This window comes from Paraburkholderia xenovorans LB400 (genome assembly GCF_000013645.1).
GTDB lineage: Bacteria > Pseudomonadota > Gammaproteobacteria > Burkholderiales > Burkholderiaceae > Paraburkholderia > Paraburkholderia xenovorans.
This window is the reverse complement of sequence record NC_007951.1, coordinates 1,200,877-1,223,079: the sequence shown is the minus strand read 5'-3', so window position 1 is coordinate 1,223,079 and position 22,203 is coordinate 1,200,877. Positions and strand designations below refer to the sequence as shown.

Sequence of the window (22,203 nt, the reverse complement as noted above, 5' to 3'; positions counted from 1 at the left end):
AATCCTCTACATCGGCGTCACGCGCGTCACCGCTGCGTTTTCTCTCGCTTTTTCTCGCCGGCAAATGTTGCTGCTACCCGCATGCGGCAACCAAAAAACGTCTTTTGACGTTCTGCAGCAATTTCTACCTTTGTGTACATTCGCGCTTGGACTTGTTGCGGCACATTCGCACGTATTTCCAAGGCCTATTTCGTTGTTGCGAGCGTCTTTCTTCGCCAGGTGCGAGCCAGTTGAAAGATTCGCGCAAGCTTATGTCGATCGTTATCAAGCCGTGTTGTGTTTATCAAGAATGCAGATGATTCGAAACCCTGGCCGGCATCCCGCCACGCTTTCATTGCCCGCTACCCCGGTTGCGCTTTGCGTGCCTATCGCGCACGAACGCGCGGCCCGCAGTCGCCGTAGGCCGCGCTGACGTCCTCACCGCCGCAGTCACTTTTCACCCAGTCCCGGAATTGCCATGCTCGGCCTAGTCCGTATTGCCCTTAGGCGACCTTATACTTTTGTCGTGCTGGCGATCTTCATCCTCATCATAGGACCGTTGTCCGCGATGAAGACGCCAACCGACATCTTTCCCGACATCCGGATTCCGGTGATCAGCGTGGTGTGGCAGTACACGGGGTTGCCGCCGGACCAGATGGTGGGCCGGATCACCTCGCCATTCGAACGCACGTTGACGACTACCGTGAACGACGTCGAGCATACCGAGGCGGAATCGGTAGCGGGCTTCGGGATCATCAAGATCTTCTTCCAGCCGGGCGTGAATATCAGCACGGCCAATGCGCAGGTGACCTCGGTCGCGCAGACGCAGTTGCGGCAGTTGCCGCCCGGCACGACGCCGCCGCTGATCCTGAACTACAACGCGTCGACCGTGCCGATCATCCAGCTGGCGTTGTCGGGTAAAGGACTCTCCGAGCAGCGTCTCGGCGACCTTGGTCTGAACGCGGTGCGGCCGGTTCTCACAACGGTTGCGGGCGCATCGATTCCCTACCCGTTCGGCGGCAAAACGCGTCAGGTGCAGATCGACGTCGACCCTGTCGCGTTGCAGGCGCGCGGGCTGTCTGCGCAGGACGTGGCCAACGCGCTCGCCGGCCAGAACCTGATCACGCCGGTCGGCACCGAAAAGATCGGAGACTACGAGTACACGCTGCAACTGAACAATGCGCCGTCGCAGATCAAGGCTCTGGGCGATCTGCCGGTCAAGGCAGTCAACGGCACGACCGTCTACATTCGCGACATTGCCAACGTGCGCGACGGCAGCCCGCCGCAGACCAATATCGTTCACGTGGACGGTCACCGTTCGGTGCTGATGTCCGTGCTCAAGAACGGCTCCGTGTCCACGCTCGGCATCATCTCCGGCGTCAAACAACAGATCGCCGCCGGCAAGGCGTCATGGCCCGACGCGCTGCAGATCGATCCGATCGGCGACCAGTCGCTGTTCGTGCGGGCGGCCATCACCGGCGTGGCGCGCGAAGGGGTGATCGCGGCCGTGCTCACGAGCCTGATGATCCTGCTGTTCCTCGGCAGCTGGCGCTCGACCCTCATCATCGCCACCTCGATCCCGCTTGCCATTCTCGGCTCCATCGCGACACTGTCGGCGCTCGGCGAGACGCTGAACATCATGACGCTCGGCGGACTCGCGCTGGCGGTGGGGATTCTGGTGGACGACGCAACGGTGACGATCGAGAACATCAACTGGCACCTCGAGCATGGCAAGGAAGTCGAGACGGCGATTCTCGACGGCGCCGCGCAGATCGTCACGCCGGCGTTCGTCTCGCTGCTGTGCATCTGCATCGTGTTCGTGCCGATGTTCTTCCTGCAAGGCGTCGCGCGGTTCCTGTTCGTGCCGATGGCCGAGGCCGTCATCTTCGCGATGATCTCGTCGTTCTTTCTGTCGCGAACGCTCGTGCCGACAATGGCCAAGTATCTGTTGAAGCCGCATGCGCACGGCGAGCATGAAGAGAACCGCCCGGGTCCGCTCGGACGTTTTCAGCGCGGCTTCGAAGCACGCTTCGAAAAGATACGCACCCGCTATCACGGCTTGCTGGAACTCGCGCTGACGCACCGGCGCCGGTTCGTTGCCGGCTTTCTCTGCTTCGTGCTCCTCTCGTTCGCGCTCGTGCCGTTTCTCGGCCGCAACTTCTTCCCCACGGTGGATGCCGGCCAGATCCTGCTTCACGTGCGTGCGCCCGTCGGCGTTCGCGTCGAAAAAACCGCGCAGATCTTTGCGAACGTCGAGGACGCGATTCGGCGGATCATTCCGCCGGCTGATCTGGGCACCGTGGTCGACAACATGGGCCTGCCTGTCAGCGGCATCAACACCGCGTACAACAACACCGGCACGGTCGGCTCGCAGGACGGCGACATCCAGATCGCGCTGAACGAAGGCCACCGCCCCACCGATGAATATATCCGCCTCATGCGCGAGCGCTTGCCGCGCGAATTTCCGGGCGTCACGTTCTCGTTCCCGCCGGCCGACATCATCAGCCAGATCCTGAACTTCGGCTCACCCGCGCCGATCGATCTGCAGATCCGCGGCAACAATCTGGATGCCAACTACGCCTATGCGGACCGGCTGCTGCGCCAGGTTCGGGACGTGCCGGGCGTGGTCGATGCGCGGATCGCGCAGTCTCACGCCAATCCGACCTTCAATGTGGACGTGGACCGCACCCGCGCGCAATTGCTCGGCATCACCGAGCGCGACGTAACCAACAGCATGGTGGTGAACCTCGCGGGTTCGAGCCAGGTGGCGCCGACCTTCTGGTTGAACAACGCAAACGGCGTGTCGTATCCGATCGTCATGCAAACGCCGCAATACAGCCTCGATTCGCTCTCCGCGCTGCAGAACCTGCCGATCACCGCCAGCACCGGCGGCGCCGCGCAGATCCTCGGCGGCCTCGCAACGGTCGAGCGCACCAGCAGCAACGAGGTGGTCAGCCAGTACAACATCCAGCCGATGGTCGAGATCTTCGCGACCACTCAGGACCGCGACCTGGGCGCCGTCTCCGCCGATATCCAGCGCATCGTGCACGAAAACGCCGGCACGTTGCCCAAGGGCTCGACGGTCGCGCTGCTCGGCCAGGTGCAGACCATGAACAGCGCCTTTACGGGCATGCTGTTCGGTCTGCTCGGCGCGGTCGTGCTGATCTATCTGCTGATCGTCGTCAACTTCCAGTCGTGGGCCGACCCGTTCGTGATCGTGACCGCCTTGCCGGCCGCGCTGGCGGGCATCGTGTGGATGCTGTTCGCGACCCATACGACGCTCTCGGTCCCCGCGCTGACAGGGGCGATCATGTGCATGGGCGTGGCGACGGCCAACTCGATTCTCGTGGTCAGCTTTTGCCGCGAACGTCTCGCCGTGCATGGCGACCCGTTCAAGGCCGCGCTCGAAGCGGGCTTCACGCGTTTTCGCCCGGTGCTGATGACCGCGTTGTCGATGATCATCGGTATGGCGCCGATGGCACTGGCCCTCGGCGAAGGCGGCGAGCAGAACGCGCCGCTCGGCCGCGCCGTGATCGGCGGCCTGCTGTTCGCCACCACGGCTTCGCTGTTTCTCGTCCCCGTCATCTTCTGTATCGTCCACGCGCGCCCCGGGCGCGCGGCTACCCCGGCGTCCGTTTCGGGAGGTCCTGCTCATGTCGTCTGATTCCACGTTGCCCAGTCACCCGCCGTCGCGCCGCACGCTTGTCGTCGCGGGCATTGTTGGCCTGCTGGTCGTCCTCGGCGTTGTCATTGCCGGCGTCACGCTGCGAGCGGAAGACGCCCGCAAGCTGAAGAGTTGGACCGATGCGCAGGCCGTACCCACGGTCACCGTGATTCAGCCCGTGCGCGATGCCGACGGCCCGTCGCTGCAACTGCCTGGCCGCCTTGAAGCATTCACGCGGGCGCCGATTTTCGCGCAGGTCAGCGGCTATCTGAAATCATGGAGCGTCGACATCGGCGCGCCGGTCAAAGCGGGCCAGGTGCTCGCCGAGATCGAAACGCCCGAACTCGACCAGCAGTTGCTGCAGGCGCGCGCCGATCTGCAAAGCGCGCAGGCCAACGCCGTGGTGGCGGGCACCACGGCGAAACGCTGGGAAGCGCTACGTGGCACGGATTCCGTCGCGCAGCAGGATGTCGACCAACGCACGGCCGACTACACCGCGAAGGAGGCCATCGCCGCCGCCGCCAAGGCCAACGTCGATCGTCTCGTTGCGACCAAGGCGTTCGCTCGGATCGTCGCGCCGTTCGACGGCGTGGTGACGGCTCGCGATACGGACGTCGGCGCGTTGGTGAGCGCAGGAACCGGCGGCGCCGGTCAGGAGCTGTTCGCGGTGTCCAAGGTCGACCAGTTGCGTGCCTATGTACAGGTGCCGCAAAACTACGCACCCGCGATCCACGACGGCACGACCGCCACCCTGACGGTGCCCGAATATCCCGACCAGCAGTTCACCGCGCGCGTCGTGGCCGCGGCGGACTCCGTCAATTCGAGCTCGGGTACGACGCTGGTTCAACTGCTGGTCGACAATTCCAATGGCAAGCTGCTGCCGGGCGGTTTCGCGAGCCTGAAATTCACGCTGCCCGCGGCCGCGCATGCCGTACGCGTGCCGGCGAGCGCGCTCGTGTTCGACAGCCGGGGAACCGTGGTCGCCACCCTGGCCGCCAACGGTCATGTGCTGTTCAAGACGGTGAAGATCAGCCGTGATCTGGGCGACTCCGTGGAAATCTCTTCAGGACTGGCCGCCACCGACCGCGTGATCGACACGCCGCCCGACGGACTCGCCGACGGCGACAGCGTGCAGACCGCGGCCGCCACGGACAGGAAGGCGCCCGCTCATGGCTAAGGTTCGACTTCCAGCGCTGCTCGCGAGCGTGATGGCATTGTCAGCGTGCTCGCTCGCCCCGCAATACCAGGTTCCGCCCACACCCGTCGCCGCGCAATACAAGACCGTTGGACCGTGGACCGCCGCGCAGCCCGCGGACCGGATAGACCGCAACGGCTGGTGGAAAATGTATGGCGACGCCCAGCTCGACACACTCGAAACCAGCCTGCTGGCAAACAACACCGATCTGCGCGCCGCTTACGCGCACTATGCGCAAGCGCAGGCGTTCGTGGCGCAGGTCGAGTCGGGTCTGTACCCGTCCATCAGCGCCAGCGCCGTGCCGCAGCGCGACCGCCAGTCCGACAATCGCCCGCTGCGCGCGGGAGGCCCCAACGACTACAACTCCGTCACGCTCGGCGGCGAGGTCAATTACGACCTCGATCTGTGGGGCCGCGTGCGCGACTCCGTTGTTGCGGGCAAGGATGAAGCGCAGGCGACCAAGGCCGATCTGGCTTCCGTGCAATTGAGCCTGCAAGTCACCCTGGCGGACAGTTATATCCGCTTGCGAGGCCTCGATCAGCAAACCGATCTGTTGAACGAGACAGTGGCGGCCTACGCGAAGGCGCTGCAACTCACGCAGACCCTGCACAACGGCGGGATCGTGTCGGGCCTCGACGTCTCGCGCGCGCAGACCCAGTTGTCGTCGGCGAAGTCGCAGTTGTCGCAGAACCTGGCGCAACGCGCGCTCATTGAACATGCGATCGCCGTACTGGTCGGCGCCTCCGCGTCCGAATTCAGCCTGCCGCAGCAGACCACCGCGATTGCGTTGCTGGCCATTCCGACCGGCCTGCCTTCCACACTGCTGCAGCGCCGGCCCGACGTCGCCGCAGCGGAGCGGCGCGTCGCGGAGGCCAACGCGAAGATCGGCGTGGCGCGGGCGGCCTACTTCCCGGACATCACGTTGAGCCTGCAAGGCGGCGTGCAAAGCGCGGCGTATGCCGGGCTCGTGAGCGCACCCAACCTGTTCTGGGCCATCGGTCCGCAACTCGTGCAATACGTGTTCGACGGAGGCTACCGCCGCGCTCAACTCGACGCCGCCAAAGCGGCCACCGAGGAAGCCGGAGAACGTTACCGTGGCGTGGTGCTGTCCGCTTTCCAGCAGGTCGAAGACAATCTGGCCTTGCTGTCCTACCTCGGCACTGCACTCGGAGAACAACGCGACGCCGCGAGCGCCGCGCAGTACTCGGTGGATCTGGCACTCCGTCAATACCGCCAGGGCACCGTGGGTTACCTCGATGTCGTGCAGGCGCAAACCGTTCAGCTCGACGCGCAGCGCAGCCTGCTCGACATCCAGACCCGCCAGCTCAGCGCGAACGTGCAGTTGCTGCATGCGCTCGGCGGCGGATGGTCGAGCGATGAACTGGCGAGGGTGGCTGCCACGCCGGCACTCGTCGCGAGTTCGACGCAGCATGCCGCCAACTAGCGCCTTGCGCCGCGCCACACTCCTACTTCGTGCCATGCGCAAGCGTCTCGTATCGCTGCGGGCGATGCCCCGCGCGTCGTAGAGATGAGCGACCGATCGTAGCGCGCACGCCGTTACCGGATCCCGTCGTCCGGATTACCGTCCTGTCACCCTGGCCGGCCTGGCCAGACGTGCTCAGCCAACCCGTTCAATGAGCGACTGCAACACCGTTTCCAGCGTCACGTTGCCCTTTATCGTCTGGTCCGGCGTCTCGAACTCGATCCAGCCCTCGTTGAAGCCGTCCAGCATCTGCATGCGCGGAACAGGATTTTTCATGCCCTGCGACTTGAAGAGCGCTTCCCACGTATCACGCGGCACCGTCTCCATGCGTACGTCCTTGCCGAGCAGACGCGCGAACGTATTCGCCAGATCGTTTGGGGTGATGCGCCGCGGGCCTTCCAGTTCGACGATCCGTTTGCCGGTCCACGCCTGCTGCAACATGCTGGCCGCGACCCGGCCGACATCGGCGGTTGCCACCATCGGAACCGGTTTATCGAGCGGTTGCAGGAAGCTGGGGATGACGCCCGCCGTGCGCGCGGGCTCCACGTCCCACGCCGCGTTTTCGATGAACCAGCCTGCGCGCAGGAAGGCAATCGGCATCGGCAGCGAACCCAGTTGCTGCTCCATGTATCCCAGCTGCTGCAACAGGTTCGGCTGGGCAGCCTGAGCGCCGATCGTCGAGAGGCATACCACTTTCGGCGGGTTCGCCTGTTTCAATGCGTCGCGCAGCGTGCCGACCAGGTGGCGCGATTCTGCGAAGTCCGGCGACGGATCGAAGTTCGGCGGCAGGAGAATGAACACACCGTCGACGCCGGAAAACGCGCCGCTCAGCGCCTGCGTGTCGGACATCTCCGCGACAGCGATTTCACAACCCTGCTCCTTCCACTGAGCCCCCTTTGCGGCGCTGCGAACCACGGCGCGCACGTCCTTGCCCGCCGCCAACAGCGCACGGGCAACCACACCGCCGACCTGACCTGTGATACCGGTAATTGCAAACATTTCGCTCTCCAGTTGAACGCGGCATGAACCGCTCGAGGAGAATTGTGAAGGCTCGGTCGCTCTGCACAAATAGCATGAATGTCATTTCATATATGCCAACTAAGCATCACAGCCCACGGCCGCCGACGAGTCGGCCTCCCATAGAACCAATGCGATCGCTTCTGCGTGCGGGTTCACAGCTCCGAGGCCCCGATTCTGGCTACCGCGAGTGTGACCGCGCGGCGAGACCTCTCGTGTTCACCTGCCGGTCGCTTCGGCGTTGCGCCCCCGGTTCGTTTGCCCGCGCATCAGCAGAAGCAGGAGCAACGCGACAAGCACGAGAACAATCGTCAGACCGACGAAGAGCAGCGTCGCGCGCTGAATGTCCGCGTGCTGCACGGCGATGCCGAGGCCAATCACAGGCAGCGAGATCGCCACATAGAGCACGACAAAAAAGCTGGACGTCACTTCCGCGCGCCGATGCATGGGCGCCGCGGCGGCGATCTCGCCCAACCCGGCGCGAAAGCTGATGCCCTGCCCGACGCCTGCCAGCGCAGTACCGATTAAAAGCGCGCCGAGCGAGCGTTCGGGCACGCACAGGCCGACACATACCAGTCCCACGATGAGCCCGATGCAGCCCGCCGGTTGCCGCCAGCGGGCGGCCATGAGCGTCTGGACGATCTGCCCGAGCGCCGAGCATGCGAACAGCAGGAACACGATCGAGCCGGTCACGATACCGCTGTGAAACCCGAGTACCACCCGGATCAATTGAGGCGCGACGGCCGCGAAGAACCCGACCACGACGAAACCCGCGAACCCCGCCAGCGCCGCGGGAATGAAGGCGCGCCGCACCTCGGCGGGAAGCGAGATTTTCTGGATGCCGAGCTTGACGCGCGCCGGGACCGCGGCGGTCTCCGGCACACCGGCCACGGCAAGCACGGCAATACCGACCAGCGCCAGATGCACCGCATAGGGCAACTGCATCGGCCAGGGAAAGCGTTCGACGAGAAAGCCGCTTAACAATGGACCGCAGCCCAAGCCCAGCATATTGGAGGAAGTGGCCGCGAGCATGGCCTTGCTGCGCCATTCGGGCGGCGCGAGTTCGATCACGGCGACAGTCGCGGTGCCCGTGAATATGCCGGCCGATACGCCCGACAGCAGACGGCCCACGATCAACAGCGCCAATCCGTCGCTCAGCAGGAAGGTCAGCGCCGACGCCGCAGACGCACACAGCCCGGCGAGCAGCATGCGGCGGCGGCCAAGCTGATCGGACCAGTTGCCGATCAGCAGCAATGCACTCAACACCCCGATTGCGTAGGAGGCGTAGATCACCGTAATCACGGTCGGTGTAAAGCCGAATTGCAGTTGGTAGTACCGATAGATTGCCGTCGGCAGTGTCGTGCCCGTCATGTTGATGGCGAACGCCAGCGCTACAGCGAGAAATGCGATCGGCGAGTGCGGTGCCACAGAAGCTGTTTTCATCAAACGTCCCAACGGTTGCTCGAAGACTGCGCGCAATTATGGGCAATTTCTCACAGCTCTGCTGAAGCCGCCGGCGCTTCACCGCAATCCACTATGCAGCGTCTCCTTATACGCATACGCGGCCACCAACGTGCACAGGCCTGCGCCGATCACGAACCACGCCGGCGAATACAGATCGCCGGTACGCGACACGAGATACGTCGCAATGAACGGCGCCGTGCCGCCGAGCAGCGTGACCGGAATGTTCAGGCTCACCGACAGCCCGGTGTAGCGCAGTCTGGTCGGCATGATCTCGGCCATCGCGCATAGCGCCGTGGCCGAATGCGGCGCGAACGCGAGGCTCATCAGGCATAGCGCCGCAACCGTCTTGCCGAAGTCATGCGGATCGAGCAGATGAAACGCCGGGTACGTGACGAGCATGATGGCGAGCGAACTCACGAGCATCAACGGACGACGGCCCACAACGTCGCTCAGGTGCGCGAAGACCGGCAGTAGCGCGCAATAGAAGATCAGGCTATACAGGTTGGCGCGCTGCGCGTCCGCGAGCTTGAAACCGAGCACCACGGACAGATACGTCGGCGAATAGATGTAGTAGATGTAGATGCACGCCGAGGGCGCGGCGATGAGCCCCATTCCGATCAGAATCGCCTTCCACTCTCTGCGCAATCCGGTCACGAGCGGCGTGCGCTCGATCTCGGCAGTCTGTTGCACCGACGAGAAGTGCGGCGTTTCCTCCAGCTTCAGCCGCAGATAGAGCCCGACGAAACCGAGCGGCAGTCCCGCGAAAAACGGCAGACGCCAGCCCCAGGCGCGCAGGTCTTCGGCCGACAGCGCTCCGGTGATGATCGACGCCACCGCGCCGCCCACCAGCAACGCGAGGCCGATCGTGAAGGTCTGCCAGCCGGTATAGAACCCGCGCCGGCCGGGCGGCGCATATTCGGCGATGAACGAAGTCGCGCCGCCATACTCGCCGCCGACAGAAATGCCCTGCACCAGCCGCGCGGCGGTGAGAATGATCGGCGACGCGATCCCGATCGCGCTATAGGTGGGCAACAGGCCGATCACCGTGGTCGAGCACGCGATCAGCATCACCGCGACGGCGAGCGGCGTCTTGCGGCCGTAGCGATCGCCGAGGTGCCCGAAGATCAGCCCGCCGAGCGGTCGCGACGCATAGCTGATGGCGAACACCGCGAACGTGAGCAGCAGGCTCGCGGCCTCGTTGTCGGCCGGAAAGAACAGACGCGCGATCACGGACGCAAAATAGCCGTAGATCACGAAGTCGTAGTACTCGATAAAGTTGCCGACACAAGCGGCAACGAGCGCCTTCTTGTGCTGCGCGACACGCTGCGTTTCGTTCACAGCGAGAGCGATCGATTCCATCACGCAAGTCTCCATATTTGTTTGTTATCGGTTGTCGGGTGGGCCGGCGTCCTGTTCTGACGGCGAGGCCAGCTCAGGTTCACGCCACGGTGCTGCCCGCGTCGACCACGAGCGCGGCGCCGTTCATATGCGACGCGTCAGGCGACAGCAGGAACGCGACCGTGTTCGCGACGTCTTCCGGGCGACCGTAAGCCGCGTGAGCGGCGCGTGCGACGCCGCCGTGCTGCGCGGCCATGTCGTTGATCGCGTCGATCATCGGCGTCTGGATCGGACCGGGCAGTACCGCGTTCACGCGCACACCGCTGCCCATGCATTCGAGCGCCGCGCTGCGCACGAGTCCGAGCACCGCGTGCTTGCTCGCGACATACGCGGACAGGTTCGCGCGACCGCGAATCGCCGAGGTCGACGCGGTCGCGACGAAGCTGCCGCCGCGCTCGCGCAACGCCGGAATCCCATGCTTCAGGCACAGGAACATGCCGCGCACGTTCACGTTCATCACGAGATCGAACGCGTCGTCCGGATAGTCTGCGAGCGGCTTGACCTGCCCGGCGATCCCGGCGTTGCCGACGAAGGCGTCGAGCCGCCCATGACGGCGCAGCGCGAACGCGACCAGCTCACGCACGTAGTCCGCATCCGTCACGTCGCCCGCGAACGTGTCCGCCGGCGCATCGAGCGCGCGGCAGCGCGCCTCGGCTTCGGCGGTCGTGCCGGCGCTGCGGTCCGCGAGCACGACCGCCCAGCCGCCGGCCGCGAGCCGCGCACATACCGCCGCGCCAATGCCGCCGCCCGCGCCGGTTACGATCGCCACTTTCCTGTCGGCCGTGCTCATGTTCCCGTCGCTCCGTTCAGGGATAAAGGCGCTTCAGCAGCCGGCGATCCTCGACTTCGAAGCCGCCGCCGTACACGTCCGACGTCATGAAGTGCGCGCTCAGCACTTCGGGCTCGAGGTCCGCGATCGGATCGAACGCGCTGTGATGCAGCTTCCAGTCGATGCGGCCGCGCACCGGCTCGGTGTAGCGCAACGGCGTGCGGCGATAGACGACATCCGCATACGCGATGCCGAGCTTCGACGGATCGGGTAGACGTCGCACATGAATCTCGCCAGCGGGCTGCTCGGCCTCGTCGGTCAGCAGCACGAGCGGCGCATCCGGATCGGGCGTGAAGCTGAAATCCGCGAGCGGCACCTTGCGGCGGCGCACCCAGCCGCTTATCTTGCCGTCCGCCGTTTCATCGAACGCGTAGTCCGTGTCCTTCTTCGTGTAGCCGAACAGTTCGCGGCCCGCGGCAATGCCCATCGGGTCGCTGCAATACATGAAGATGTGCGTCTGCGTGAAGAGGTCCTCGTAACGCACCGGCACGGTCACCATCAGATCGAACATCTGGCCCGCATGCACCGCGAGGGTGTGGCCCGGCGACAGCATGAAGCGGAATGCCACGCGGTCGTTCACCAGTTCGAACGGCGTGTCCTTCAGAAGCTCGCGCACCTTGGCCTGATCGACGCGCGTGACGACTTCGAGCGTGCGCAACGGGCACTCCCACTCGACGGGATAAGCGGGCGAGTAAGGCGGGTTCACACCGCTGCCTTCGTGCATCTTGTAGTTACCGAACATCAAATGTCTCCTTGAAAAAATGAAGGGGTGCTCACGAAGCAAGCACCGGAAGATTGCTTTCACCAACGCGCCGGCCGACCGGTTCGGGCCACGCGGGCGCGGCGCCGTGCGCCGGCGAGACGATCGCGTCGCGGCCGACGTCGGCGACGTCGGTGATGCCGCACAGCGCCATCGTCGATTCGAGTTCCTTCTGGATGAGTTCGAGCGTGCGCGTGACGCCCGCCTCACCGAGCGCGCCGAGGCCGTATAGAAACGCACGGCCGATCATCACGCCGTGCGCGCCCCATGCGAGTGCGCGCAGCACGTCCTGGCCGCTGCGGATGCCGCCGTCCATCAGTACTTCGGTCTGCCTGCCGACCGCCGCGGCGATCGCCGGCAACGCGCTGATCGACGAGGGCGCGCCGTCCAGTTGCCGGCCGCCGTGGTTCGACACGACGATCGCATCGGCGCCGGCCGCGACCGCGAGGCGCGCGTCGTCGGCGTCGAGAATGCCCTTCACGATCAGCCGGCCGCCCCAATGGCGCTTGATCCAGCGGACGTCGTCCCACGTCACGCTGCGGTCGAACTGCCGGCTCACCCATTCCGCGAACGCGAACGTGTCCGATACGCCCTTCGCATGCCCGACGATATTGCCGAACGTGCGCCGCCGCGTGCCCAGCATGCGCGCGCACCATGCGGGCCGCGACAGCATGGTGGACAGATTTCGCACGTTCAGTTTCGGCGGCACCGACAGGCCGTTGCGCACGTCCTTGTGGCGCTGCCCCTGGATCGGCAGATCGAGCGTCAGCACGAGCGCGGAGCAGCCCGCGTCGCGCGCGCGCTCGATCAGCCGGACGATGAAATCGCGGTCCTTCATCATGTACAGCTGGAACCAGAACGGCTGCGCGACCTGCTCGGCCACGTCCTCGATCGAGCAGATGCTGACCGTGGACAGCGTGAACGGTACGCCGAACCTTGCGGCCGCCCGCGCGGCGAGGATCTCGCCGTCCGCGTGCACCATGCCTGCGAGGCCGGTCGGCGCAAGCGCGAGCGGCAGGCTGCACGCGTGGCCGAGCAGCGTCGACGCGGTGCGGATCGCCTCGACGTTGCAGCCCACGCGCTGGCGGAACCTCAGGCTGCCGAGGTCCGTTTCGTTCGCCCGATAGGTGGACTCGGTCCACGAGCCGCTGTCCACGTAGTCGTAGAAAATCTTCGGCACGCGCCGGCGCGCGAGCCGCTGCAGATCGTCGACACAGGTAATCGTATCGGCCATGTCAGGCCTGCGCTGTCGCGTGGAACGCGACCACCGGCGACGACTGCTCGCCAAGGCCCGCGATCCCGGCACGCACGGTCTGGCCGGCCTGCAGGTAGACCGGCGGCTTGAAGCCCATGCCGACGCCGGCCGGCGTGCCCGTTGCGATCACGTCGCCCGGTTGCAGGCTCATGAAGCCGCTGATGTACGACACCAGTTCCGCGACGCCGAAGATCATGTCGCGTGTGTTGCCGGCCTGGCGGCGCACGCCGTCCACGTCGAGCCAGAGCGGCAGCGCCTGCGGGTCCGGCACCTCGTCCGCGGTGACGAGCCAGGGGCCGAGCGGGCCGAACGTGTCCGCCGCCTTGCCCTTGTCCCACTGGCCGCCGCGCTCCAGCTGGAACGCGCGCTCGGAGACGTCGTTGACCACGCAGTAGCCCGCGACGTGCGCCAGCGCGTCGTCTCTCGTCACGTAGCTGGCGGTCTTGCCGATCACGATGCCCAACTCCACTTCCCAATCCACCTTCACCGCGTCGCGCGGCATGCGGATCGGATCGGCCGGGCCGTTGATCGCGCTCGTCGCCTTGAGGAACAGGATCGGCTCCTTCGGCAGCGCCATGCCCGCTTCGGCGGCATGGTCCGTGTAGTTCAGGCCGACGCATACGAACTTGCCGACCGCGCCGACGCACGGGCCGAGCCGTTCGCCCGGCGCGACCGCCGGCAGTGTTTGCGGATCGAGCGCCGCGACGCGCGCGAGCGCGCCGTCCGCGAGCGCCGCACCGTGCCAGTCGTCGATCACGCCGACCAGACTGCGCACCCGCCCTTCGTTATCCAGCATGCCCGGCTTCTCCGCGCCGGGCTGTCCCCACCGTACCAGTTTCATCTCGATTCCTGTCTCTTTCTGTCTATAACGTACTTGGTGTGCAATGTACGTTTTTAAGATAATCGACCGGACAACGCAGTGTCAAGAGAAGTTTTCGCGACCGGGTTGACGTGGGCGGCAGGAACGCGCGCGGAATCGCGAACAAATCGGCTACCATTTCGCAACCTCCGCCCGGTCGCGATTACGAGTGGCAAATTCAGAGCGTTTGCAGGAACCGTGGCGTCCGCCGACACGCGGCGCCGTCGCCTATTCAGACCATGTCAGAAACCATTGAAAAGCATTCCGTTCAGGAGCGCGCGTACGCACTGCTCAAAACGATGATCGCGGATGGCCGGCTTGCACCCGGTCAGAAGCTGTTGGAAGCGCAGGTCGCGAAAGCTTTCGGAATCAGCCGCTCGCCGGCGCGTTATGCGTTGCAGGCGCTGTGCAACGAGCGGCTCGTCAACGAAGCCAGCGGGCGCGGCTACGAGGTGGCCGGCAAGATGAAGCCCGGTGTCGCGCGCGAGCGCGCGGTGCTCGACGAAGTGAAGATCGCCGCCGTGCAGCAGTGGGAGCGCATCTACGTCGAACTGGAGCGCGAGCTATGCGCGCGTGTGATGTTCGTGTCGGTGCGGATCGTCGAGGAACGGCTTGCCGAGCACTTCGGCGTGAGCCGCACGGTCGCACGTGATGTGCTCGCGCGCATGCACAGTGTCGGGCTCGTCGCGAAAGACGCGATGGGCCGCTGGATCGCGACCCGCATCACGCCGGACAAGACGCATCATCTCTATGAGTTGCGCTGGCTGCTGGAGCCGGAGGCCTTGCAGCAGGCGGCGTCTCACGTGAGTTCGGACTACCTCGAACAGTTGCGCGAGACGGTGGTCGATGCGCTGGATGGCTTCCCGCGCGAAGGCTTCGATACCGACGTGGTGGAACACGACCTGCATATCCGCTTGCTGTCGCACTGCCCGAACGGCGAGATTCTGCAGGCGCTTGCGCGCACGCGGATGCTGTTCGTGCCGACGCGCTATCTGTTCGATCCGGTGCTGCGCATTCCGCTCACATCGATCGAAGATGCGCTGAACGAGCACCGGACCATCTACGACCTCCTGCTCGCGAAAAAGCCCGCGAAAGCCGCTGCCGCGCTGCACGCCCATCTGAAGCAGGCGGACGCCCGCTGGCTGCAGCGGTTCGAAGGCGCGGCCAATGCAACGCTCGAAGAACTGCCGCCTTACCTGACACGGTTATGAACTTCTCGCGTGGGTCCGTTTGCGTACGCTTGCCGATGCCGGCAACCGGGCGGCGCGGTGCGTCGGCGAATCTGACAGGCATTGAAGATGGTCGATATCGTCGATAGCGCAACGCGCAGCCGGATGATGTCCGGCATACGCGGCCGCAATACCAAGCCAGAGATCCTGATCCGCAGCCTGCTGCATCGGCAGGGCTTCCGCTTTCGGCTGGATGCGCGCGATCTGCCGGGACGCCCCGACATCGTCTTGCCGCGCTACCGCGCTGTCGTGCTGGTGCATGGCTGTTTCTGGCATGGCCACGACTGCCGTCTTTTCAAATGGCCGCAAACGCGGCCGGAGTTCTGGCGCGACAAGATCGGCCGCAATCGCAGCAACGACGAGAAGGTGCGCGCGGCGCTGCTCGCGAGCGGCTGGCGCGTCGCCGTGGTGTGGGAATGCGCTTTGCGTGGCGCCAATCGCGATATCGAGGGTGTCCTGGACCGGCTCGTCGAGTGGCTGAACAGCGACGCGCCGAGCTTCGAGGAGCGCGGCTGAAAGCCGCCTGTAGCCCTTTGCGGTGCCGGCGGGAAGAAGCGGCCAGGAAGCGGCCAGGAAGCGGTCCGAAGCCTGCTGGTGATACACTCGATTGGCTAACTCGGGGCATTTCCGCGCGGCGCGCCGCGCTGCAACACAAGCGCACGACCGCCCGCCCCGACCATCCCAGAACCACTCAAGAAGGGAGGCACATCATGGCAGAATTCCGTCTCTGGTCCGACGAATTTCCCACCAACGGCTTCATGCCGAAAGCCCACGAATATCATGACAAGGCCTTCGGCGTGGACGGCGAAAACATCTCGCCCGCGTTGAAGTGGGAAGCGCCGCCGCCCGACACGCAAAGCTTCGCGCTCACCGTTCACGATCCCGACGCGCCCACCGGCAGCGGCTTCTGGCACTGGGTCGTGGTGAACATTCCGGCCGACATCCGCTCGCTGCCGCGCAACGCCGGCAAGCCGGACGGTTCGCTGCTGCCGCACGGCGCGCTGCAGTTGCGCAACGACTACGGCACGGTCGGCTTCGGCGGCGCCGCGCCGCCGCGCGGCGATAAGGCGCACCGCTACATCTTCCGTCTGCATGCGCTGCGCGTGCCGCATCTGCCGATCAATGCGGATACCACCAACGCGGTGGCACGTTTCATGACGCATCTGAACGAACTCGACTCGACCACTCACACCGGCCTCTACGAACTCAAATAACACGCGAGACGCGATGCCGGCGCGCGCAGGCGGCGCCGGTATCAATGCTGCGGCCGCCGGCTCGCCCGACGACGACGGGCAGCGCACGCGACCTGGCGCGTGACCCGTGAGCCAACCACTACAACTCCAACAATCGATGCACGCACAACCATCGCGCAAGGACGGCGCAGTACCCGACGAAGCGGCCGACACACTCGCCCCCGACACGTCGACTCCGGACAACACCGAACAGGGCCTGCCGGTTCCGCACCGCTACTGGGCGATGCTGGTCATTGCGCTCGCCCTCACGCTCGCGGTGCTCGACAGCGCGATCGCCAACGTGGCGCTGCCGACTATCGCGCGTAACCTGCGCGCCAGCGCGGCCGGTTCGATCTGGGTCGTCAACGCCTATCAGCTTGCGATCACCATCTCGCTGCTGCCGCTCGCCTCGCTCGGCGACCGCATCGGCTACCGGCGCATCTATCTGGGCGGGCTGATCCTGTTCACGCTGGCTTCGCTGGGTTGCGCGCTATCGACTTCGCTGTCGACGCTCGCCCTCGCTCGCGTGATTCAGGGCTTCGGCGCCGCGGGCATCATGAGCGTGAACACGGCGCTGGTGCGCATGATCTATCCGCGCACGCAACTCGGGCGCGGCGTCGCGATCAACGCGATGGTGGTCGCGGTGTCGTCGGCGGTCGGGCCGACCGTCGCTTCCGGCGTGCTCGCCATCGCCTCGTGGCCGTGGCTGTTCGCGATCAACGTGCCGATCGGCATCGCGGCCATCGTCGGCGGTTTCAAGGCGCTGCCGATGAACCGCGGCCACGAATCGCCATACGACTACCTGAGCGCCGTGATGAACGCGTTCGTGTTCGGCCTGCTGATTTTTGCCGTCGACGGACTCGGCCACGGCGAACGCTTCGGCTACGTCGCGATCGAGGTGATCGCCGCGGTGGTGATCGGCTATTTCTTCGTGCGGCGTCAGTTGACGCAGCCCGCACCCCTGCTGCCGGTCGATCTGCTCAGGATTCCCGTGTTCGCGCTTTCGATCGGCACCTCCATCTGTTCGTTCTGCGCGCAGATGCTCGCCTTCGTGTCGTTGCCCTTTCTGCTGCAGGAGACCTTGGGATTCTCGCAAGTGGATACCGGCCTGCTCATGACGCCGTGGCCGGCAGTGATCATCGTCGCGGCGCCGATTGCGGGCCTGCTGTCGGACAAGGTGTCCTCGGGATGGCTGGGCGGCATCGGACTCGCCGCCATGACGGCCGGGCTGATTCTGCTCGCCACGCTCGGCCCGCATCCGGACGTCATGCAGATCACGTGGCGCATGGCTTTGTGCGGCGCGGGCTTCGGCATCTTCCAGTCGCCCAACAATCGCACCATACTGTCCGCGGCGCCGCGCGAGCGCAGCGGCGGCGCGAGCGGCATGCTCGGCACCGCGCGCCTGACCGGTCAGACGCTCGGCGCGGCGCTGGTCGCGCTGATCTTCGGCATTGCGCCGCTACACGGGCCGACCATCGTGCTCTACGTGGCCGCGTGCTTTTCAGCCGTCGCCGCGGTCATCAGCACGCTGCGCGTCATGTAGCGCGGCCACGCGCAGGCGGCCTGAGCGCCCGATCCGCGTTGCCGGACGCGCCAATGCAACAAGGGCGCGTCCCGCATCATGCGATTCGCGCCCTTGCGGTCTTTCGCCCATCTGTGCTGTTACCCGATGACGTGACCAGCACACGCGGCGTGCACTCGTGCAAGCCGCGCGGCCGTTGATCCGCCTACGACGATGCGGTCACGTCAGCGAGCTTTACCGCTTTGGCCGTCACCGAAGAGGCCGTGGCGACATTGCGCAGATCGGCAAGGAACGTATCGCGCCACACCGACAGATTGTTCTCTCGCATCGGCGCCATCATGTCGGCATGCCGCGCCTGACGCTCGGCGAGCGGCATGGACAGAGCGCGTTCAAGCGCTTCGGCCATCTGCGACAGATCAAACGGATTGACGACCAGCGCGCCCGGCAACTGCTCGGCGGCGCCGGCGAATTGCGACAGCACCAGCACGCCCGGATCGGCCGGATCCTGCGAGGCGACATACTCCTTCGCGACCAGATTCATACCGTCGCGCAGCGGCGTCACATAACCGACCTGCGATTGACGGAATAGCGCCATCAGCAGATTGCGCTCGTATTTGCGGTTCAGGTACTGGATCGGCGTCCAGTCGAGCTGCGCGAACCGGCCGTTGATGCGGCCCGCTTCGCCCTCCAGCGTCTGCCGAATCCGCTGATATGTCTGCACGTCCGCACGCGTCGGCGGCGCGATCTGCACCAGCGATACGCGTCCGTGCCAACCGGGTGCGTTCAGCAACAGTCGCTCGAACGCCTGAAAGCGCTCCACCAGCCCCTTCGAATAGTCGAGACGATCCACGCTCATGATCAGCTTGCGCCCGCGCATACCGTCGCGCAGGCTGCGCACCGGCTTGCGGTCGGTGAACTGCTCGGCGGCCTTGGCAATCGCGTCCGGATAGATTCCGATCGGATACGCGCCCACTTTCAGGAAGCGGTTGTACGCGTGCACCATGCCGTCCTCGCTCGATGTGCCGTGCTGGCCACGCTCGATGAAGTCGACGAACGACTGGCGATCCGCATCGGTCTGGAAGCCGATCACGTCGTAGCTGCACATGGCCTTGACCAGTTCTTCGTGCGGCGGAATGGTGCGCAGCACCTCCGGCACCGGAAACGGAATATGCAGGAAGAAGCCGATGGGATTCTTCACGCCCAGCTCGCGCAGGCAGCGCGCGAACGGCAGCAGGTGATAGTCGTGAACCCAGATGATGTCGTCGGGTTTCAGCAGCTCCTTGAGCTGCTTGGCGAGCGTCGCGTTCACGCGCTGATAGCCCGCGTATTCCTGACGGTCGTAGCGCGAGAGGTCGTTGCGGTAATGGAACGTCGGCCACAGCGTCGCGTTGGAAAAACCGCGGTAGTACTGGTCGTAATCGCGCTTGGTGAGACCCACCGTCGCGTACGTCACGTTGCCCTGTTTCTCGATCACCGGAGCGCTCGGCTCGCTCACCGTCTCGCCGCTCCAGCCGAACCAGACTCCGCCGGTTTCCTTCAGCGCGTCCAGCACGCCGATCGCCAGTCCGCCCGCTGCGGGACGGCCTTCCTGAGTCGGCGCGACACGATTCGATACCACGATCAGTCTGCTCATTGGTGCTCCACCTAGTTCAGTTGTTTCGTTGCATACGGATATGTGCCAAAAAGGTGCATGCAAGTCGCGTGCCGTTTTTTAAGATATTGGAAATAAAAATGTGTGCAAATGTGACCGGCGAGCAGAAGCGCGCGGCACCGCTCTGCCACGAAGAAATTTTTTCTGTTTTATCTGACGAAACCGGAAGGCCTGCTTACCGGCCGCCATCGGCCCTCATCGGCTTTACGCGTCCTGTTCCGAGCCCAGGTCGCGCTGGTATTCGAGCCCTTCCGGGCGCACCCCACCCTGGTTGTGCTCGCCGTCCGGCGGCGCATCGGGTGCGACGCGGTTCTGCCCTGCCGGATCGGGCGACGCCGGCGGGCCGTCTTTGCTGCCGCCCGGTCGGGAATCGCGCTTCGAATGGCGCGCTGAACGTCGCAATGCTGGATGTCTCATGATCCACGCCTCCAGGGGAAGCCCGCCGCCACGTTTGCGGCATCAATACAGTCTAGGGGTCACCAAGGTAAATTGCCGGTAAAAGATGCGCCAGCTTTGTAACAAGTACATAAATTCTCTACGCCGGACTGTGGTGTAACGCACCGAACGCGTCAGAGTTGCATGCGTAGCGACTGTAACGGCCGACGCTGACTGGCTTGTGGCGTTTGCGTGGGCTGCGGCGGCGGATCGCCGATCGGCGGCGCGACCGGCTCGATGGGTTCGATCGGTTGCGGCCCCGGATCGGGACTCGGAACAGGAATCGTGTCGGGTTCGCCGGGGCTCGGCGGCGCGACCGGAGGCGCGGACGGCGGTTCGATCGGCTCGGGACGATGAGCGTGCTTCGGCAACGGAAGCTCGGGAGCGGCAGCGTATTGCGGCATGTTGGTATCCTCGTTTGCGTTCCATTGGATCGCAGCAAGGCCTGTGCCGTTATAGTGCCGCTCCCGGCGGGGGCGTGGCGCTAGCAACGCGTCAAGCGGCACCGCATGGCGCGGCGCCGGCGCACGACCGACGAGTTGCGCCGTCAGGCGTCCGCGCCGCCGAGCGCGCGCGATTCATCGGCGGCGTCGCCGTCTTCCCGTGCGTCGTTGCCGTACTCGACGAGGCGGTTATACAGCGTCTTGAGGCTGATGCCGAGAATCTCGGCGGCCCGCGTCTTCACGCCGCCGCACTGCTCGAGCGTGGCCAGAATCAGCTGACGGTCCGCTTCGGCAAGCGAAGTGCCGAACGGAATCGTGATCGCCGTACCGGCCGCGGGCTTGGACAGCGTGATCTGCAGCGGCACGGTCGCCGTGCTGTCCGAATCCGAGCCCGACATGATGTGTGCGCGTTGCACGTAATTCTTCAGCTCGCGCACATTGCCCGGCCACGGATACGACATCAGCATGTCCTTCACGGCCGGCGGGAAATGCTTTCTGGTGCTGTGGCGTTCGTTGAGTTCGTCGAGGAAAGCCTGGGCCAGCAGTTCCACGTCTTTGCCTCGATCACGCAACGGCGGCAGGCTGATCGGAAACACGTTCAACCGATGGTACAGGTCCAGCCGCAGCTTGCCTTCCAGCACGGCCTGCTCGGGATCGCGGTTGGTGGCCGCAATCAGGCGCACGTCCGTTTCGATCTCTTTGGTCGTGCCGACCCGCATGAACATGCCGGTTTCGAGCACACGCAGCAGCTTGACCTGCAACTCGATCGGCATCTCGGTGATTTCGTCGAGGAACAGCGTGCCGCCGTTCGCGCGCTCGAAATAGCCCTTATGCTGACGGTCCGCGCCGGTGAACGAGCCGCGCTCGTGGCCGAACATTTCCGATTCGATCAGATTCGGCGAGATCGCGCCGCAGTTCACCGCGAGAAACGCATGCTTGCGACGCAAGCTCAACTGGTGCAGCGTCTGCGCGGCGACTTCCTTGCCGGTGCCCGATTCGCCCACCAGCATGACCGAGGCCGCCGTTGGCGCGACCCGGCCAATCTGGTCGTAGACCTCCTGCATGGCCGGCGAATTGCCGAGCATCAGACCGAAGCGGCCCATGCGGCGCAACTCGCCGCGCAGCGTGCCGATTTCCGCTTTCAGGTCGCCGGCGCGCGGCAGGCGCGACAGAATCGCCTTCACGCGCTGCATGTTGATCGGCTTGACCAGATAGTCGGTGGCGCCCATTTTCAGCGCGTTGACCGCCGACTCGACCGTGGCGTGGCCGGTAATCACGATCACTTCCACGCCGGAGCGCGGATCCAGATCTTCGAACAGATCGACCCCGCTGCCATCCGGCAGCTTCAGGTCCGTAAAGACGACGTCCGGCATCTGCCGGACCAGTTGAATGCGCGCTTCGCGCAAATCGCCCGCGGTGGCGGTGGTCAGACCGTCTTCCCCGATGATGGCGGAAAGCGCCTCGCGGGTACCGGCATCGTCATCGACAATCAGTACATGTGGCATCGCGTCTCGAAAGCCTGCAAGCGTGGGTATGGGAAAACATGCTATGGCGCATGCTGAAGAGCGCGCCGGCGGCTCGGCGTTTCGCCCGCGTTACCGGGCACTCCAATGCGAGCACCCGCCAACCTCAAGTCAACACACCTGCCGGCAACTTGATCCAATTTTGCAACAATACAGGGCCGAAACCCGCGGCGAAAACCGTCATTGTTGTCTAATTGCCTATTATACGGCTTTATTGGTACAAATCTGTAATGTGCATCGCGCGCCGCCCGTTAGAGCCGCGCGC

18 protein-coding genes are annotated in these 22,203 nt (G+C 65.0%); 7 read left to right on the top strand and 11 right to left on the bottom strand.

Annotated features, from left to right (window positions below; genetic code table 11):
- Nucleotides 1-457: 457 nt before the first annotated feature.
- From BXE_RS05315 to BXE_RS05305, 3 genes are read left to right on the top strand one after another with little or no spacing between them, the layout of a single operon-like run.
- On the top strand, nt 458-3,643 hold the full coding sequence (locus BXE_RS05315) for an efflux RND transporter permease subunit (protein ID WP_011487363.1): 3,186 nt from the start codon (nt 458-460) through the stop codon (nt 3,641-3,643).
- Nucleotides 3,633-4,820: an efflux RND transporter periplasmic adaptor subunit gene (locus BXE_RS05310; protein ID WP_011487362.1), complete on the top strand. Its 1,188-nt coding sequence runs from the start codon at nt 3,633-3,635 to the stop codon at nt 4,818-4,820. The genes BXE_RS05315 and BXE_RS05310 overlap by 11 nt, the downstream gene beginning before the upstream one ends.
- Nucleotides 4,813-6,282: an efflux transporter outer membrane subunit gene (locus BXE_RS05305; RefSeq protein ID WP_011487361.1), complete on the top strand. Its 1,470-nt coding sequence runs from the start codon at nt 4,813-4,815 to the stop codon at nt 6,280-6,282. The genes BXE_RS05310 and BXE_RS05305 overlap by 8 nt, the downstream gene beginning before the upstream one ends.
- Before the next feature lie 174 nt (nt 6,283-6,456).
- Here the strand turns inward: BXE_RS05305 and BXE_RS05300 are convergent, their stop codons facing one another.
- The 7 genes from BXE_RS05300 to BXE_RS05270 form a co-directional block, all read right to left on the bottom strand.
- Nucleotides 6,457-7,320 (bottom strand): NmrA family NAD(P)-binding protein, encoded by an 864-nt coding sequence (locus BXE_RS05300; RefSeq protein WP_011487360.1) that lies wholly within the window; start codon nt 7,318-7,320, stop codon nt 6,457-6,459.
- Between the two features lie 237 nt (nt 7,321-7,557).
- The gene (locus BXE_RS05295) at nt 7,558-8,781 is read right to left on the bottom strand and encodes an MFS transporter (RefSeq protein WP_011487359.1); all 1,224 of its coding nucleotides are present in this window, start codon (nt 8,779-8,781) and stop codon (nt 7,558-7,560) included.
- A gap of 78 nt (nt 8,782-8,859) precedes the next feature.
- On the bottom strand, nt 8,860-10,161 hold the full coding sequence (locus BXE_RS05290) for an MFS transporter (RefSeq protein ID WP_011487358.1): 1,302 nt from the start codon (nt 10,159-10,161) through the stop codon (nt 8,860-8,862).
- Between the two features lie 79 nt (nt 10,162-10,240).
- Nucleotides 10,241-10,990: an SDR family NAD(P)-dependent oxidoreductase gene (locus BXE_RS05285; RefSeq protein WP_011487357.1), complete on the bottom strand. Its 750-nt coding sequence runs from the start codon at nt 10,988-10,990 to the stop codon at nt 10,241-10,243.
- Between the two features lie 16 nt (nt 10,991-11,006).
- On the bottom strand, nt 11,007-11,771 hold the full coding sequence (locus BXE_RS05280; protein WP_011487356.1) for an acetoacetate decarboxylase family protein: 765 nt from the start codon (nt 11,769-11,771) through the stop codon (nt 11,007-11,009).
- 31 nt (nt 11,772-11,802) lie between these two features.
- On the bottom strand, nt 11,803-13,023 hold the full coding sequence (locus BXE_RS05275; protein WP_011487355.1) for an alpha-hydroxy acid oxidase: 1,221 nt from the start codon (nt 13,021-13,023) through the stop codon (nt 11,803-11,805).
- A gap of 1 nt (nt 13,024) precedes the next feature.
- Nucleotides 13,025-13,885: a fumarylacetoacetate hydrolase family protein gene (locus BXE_RS05270; RefSeq protein WP_011487354.1), complete on the bottom strand. Its 861-nt coding sequence runs from the start codon at nt 13,883-13,885 to the stop codon at nt 13,025-13,027.
- A gap of 257 nt (nt 13,886-14,142) precedes the next feature.
- Between BXE_RS05270 and BXE_RS05265 the strand changes: the two genes are divergently transcribed.
- The 4 genes from BXE_RS05265 (at nt 14,143) to BXE_RS05250 (ending at nt 17,907) form a co-directional block, all read left to right on the top strand.
- Complete coding sequence (locus BXE_RS05265; protein ID WP_011487353.1) at nt 14,143-15,114, top strand: GntR family transcriptional regulator; 972 nt, start codon at nt 14,143-14,145, stop codon at nt 15,112-15,114.
- 87 nt (nt 15,115-15,201) lie between these two features.
- Nucleotides 15,202-15,648, top strand: coding sequence for a very short patch repair endonuclease (locus tag BXE_RS05260; protein WP_011487352.1), 447 nt, complete (start codon nt 15,202-15,204; stop codon nt 15,646-15,648).
- 194 nt (nt 15,649-15,842) lie between these two features.
- Nucleotides 15,843-16,346 (top strand): YbhB/YbcL family Raf kinase inhibitor-like protein, encoded by a 504-nt coding sequence (locus BXE_RS05255; protein ID WP_011487351.1) that lies wholly within the window; start codon nt 15,843-15,845, stop codon nt 16,344-16,346.
- A gap of 136 nt (nt 16,347-16,482) precedes the next feature.
- Nucleotides 16,483-17,907 (top strand): MFS transporter, encoded by a 1,425-nt coding sequence (locus BXE_RS05250; protein WP_011487350.1) that lies wholly within the window; start codon nt 16,483-16,485, stop codon nt 17,905-17,907.
- 184 nt (nt 17,908-18,091) lie between these two features.
- Here the strand turns inward: BXE_RS05250 and otsA are convergent, their stop codons facing one another.
- The 4 genes from otsA to BXE_RS05230 all read right to left on the bottom strand — a co-directional run bounded on the left by otsA (nt 18,092) and on the right by BXE_RS05230 (nt 21,920).
- Nucleotides 18,092-19,519, bottom strand: a complete 1,428-nt coding sequence (gene otsA, locus BXE_RS05245; protein WP_011487349.1) for an alpha,alpha-trehalose-phosphate synthase (UDP-forming) — start codon at nt 19,517-19,519, stop codon at nt 18,092-18,094.
- Nucleotides 19,520-19,741: 222 nt separating this feature from the next.
- Entirely contained in the window at nt 19,742-19,954 is a 213-nt protein-coding gene (locus BXE_RS05240; RefSeq protein WP_007175802.1) for a hypothetical protein, read from the bottom strand.
- Between the two features lie 152 nt (nt 19,955-20,106).
- Nucleotides 20,107-20,376 carry a hypothetical protein gene (locus BXE_RS05235; protein ID WP_038456692.1) on the bottom strand — a complete coding sequence of 90 codons (270 nt, stop codon included), beginning with the start codon at nt 20,374-20,376 and terminating at the stop codon, nt 20,107-20,109.
- 143 nt (nt 20,377-20,519) lie between these two features.
- A complete protein-coding gene (locus BXE_RS05230; protein WP_011487347.1) occupies nt 20,520-21,920 on the bottom strand; it encodes a sigma-54-dependent transcriptional regulator in 1,401 nt (466 codons plus the stop codon).
- Nucleotides 21,921-22,203 lie beyond the last annotated feature (283 nt).

Bases quoted from the DNA above. Each gene is read 5' to 3' on its own strand.
- BXE_RS05315 (WP_011487363.1), top strand. From the start codon at position 458: ATGCTCGGCCTAGTCCGTATTGCCCTTAGGCGACCTTATACTTTTGTC.
- BXE_RS05310 (WP_011487362.1), top strand. From the start codon at position 3,633: ATGTCGTCTGATTCCACGTTGCCCAGTCACCCGCCGTCGCGCCGCACG.
- BXE_RS05305 (WP_011487361.1), top strand. From the start codon at position 4,813: ATGGCTAAGGTTCGACTTCCAGCGCTGCTCGCGAGCGTGATGGCATTG.
- BXE_RS05300 (WP_011487360.1), bottom strand. From the start codon at position 7,320: ATGTTTGCAATTACCGGTATCACAGGTCAGGTCGGCGGTGTGGTTGCC.
- BXE_RS05295 (WP_011487359.1), bottom strand. From the start codon at position 8,781: ATGAAAACAGCTTCTGTGGCACCGCACTCGCCGATCGCATTTCTCGCT.
- BXE_RS05290 (WP_011487358.1), bottom strand. From the start codon at position 10,161: ATGGAATCGATCGCTCTCGCTGTGAACGAAACGCAGCGTGTCGCGCAG.
- BXE_RS05285 (WP_011487357.1), bottom strand. From the start codon at position 10,990: ATGAGCACGGCCGACAGGAAAGTGGCGATCGTAACCGGCGCGGGCGGC.
- BXE_RS05280 (WP_011487356.1), bottom strand. From the start codon at position 11,771: ATGTTCGGTAACTACAAGATGCACGAAGGCAGCGGTGTGAACCCGCCT.
- BXE_RS05275 (WP_011487355.1), bottom strand. From the start codon at position 13,023: ATGGCCGATACGATTACCTGTGTCGACGATCTGCAGCGGCTCGCGCGC.
- BXE_RS05270 (WP_011487354.1), bottom strand. From the start codon at position 13,885: ATGAAACTGGTACGGTGGGGACAGCCCGGCGCGGAGAAGCCGGGCATG.
- BXE_RS05265 (WP_011487353.1), top strand. From the start codon at position 14,143: ATGTCAGAAACCATTGAAAAGCATTCCGTTCAGGAGCGCGCGTACGCA.
- BXE_RS05260 (WP_011487352.1), top strand. From the start codon at position 15,202: ATGGTCGATATCGTCGATAGCGCAACGCGCAGCCGGATGATGTCCGGC.
- BXE_RS05255 (WP_011487351.1), top strand. From the start codon at position 15,843: ATGGCAGAATTCCGTCTCTGGTCCGACGAATTTCCCACCAACGGCTTC.
- BXE_RS05250 (WP_011487350.1), top strand. From the start codon at position 16,483: ATGCACGCACAACCATCGCGCAAGGACGGCGCAGTACCCGACGAAGCG.
- otsA (WP_011487349.1), bottom strand. From the start codon at position 19,519: ATGAGCAGACTGATCGTGGTATCGAATCGTGTCGCGCCGACTCAGGAA.
- BXE_RS05240 (WP_007175802.1), bottom strand. From the start codon at position 19,954: ATGAGACATCCAGCATTGCGACGTTCAGCGCGCCATTCGAAGCGCGAT.
- BXE_RS05235 (WP_038456692.1), bottom strand. From the start codon at position 20,376: ATGCCGCAATACGCTGCCGCTCCCGAGCTTCCGTTGCCGAAGCACGCT.
- BXE_RS05230 (WP_011487347.1), bottom strand. From the start codon at position 21,920: ATGCCACATGTACTGATTGTCGATGACGATGCCGGTACCCGCGAGGCG.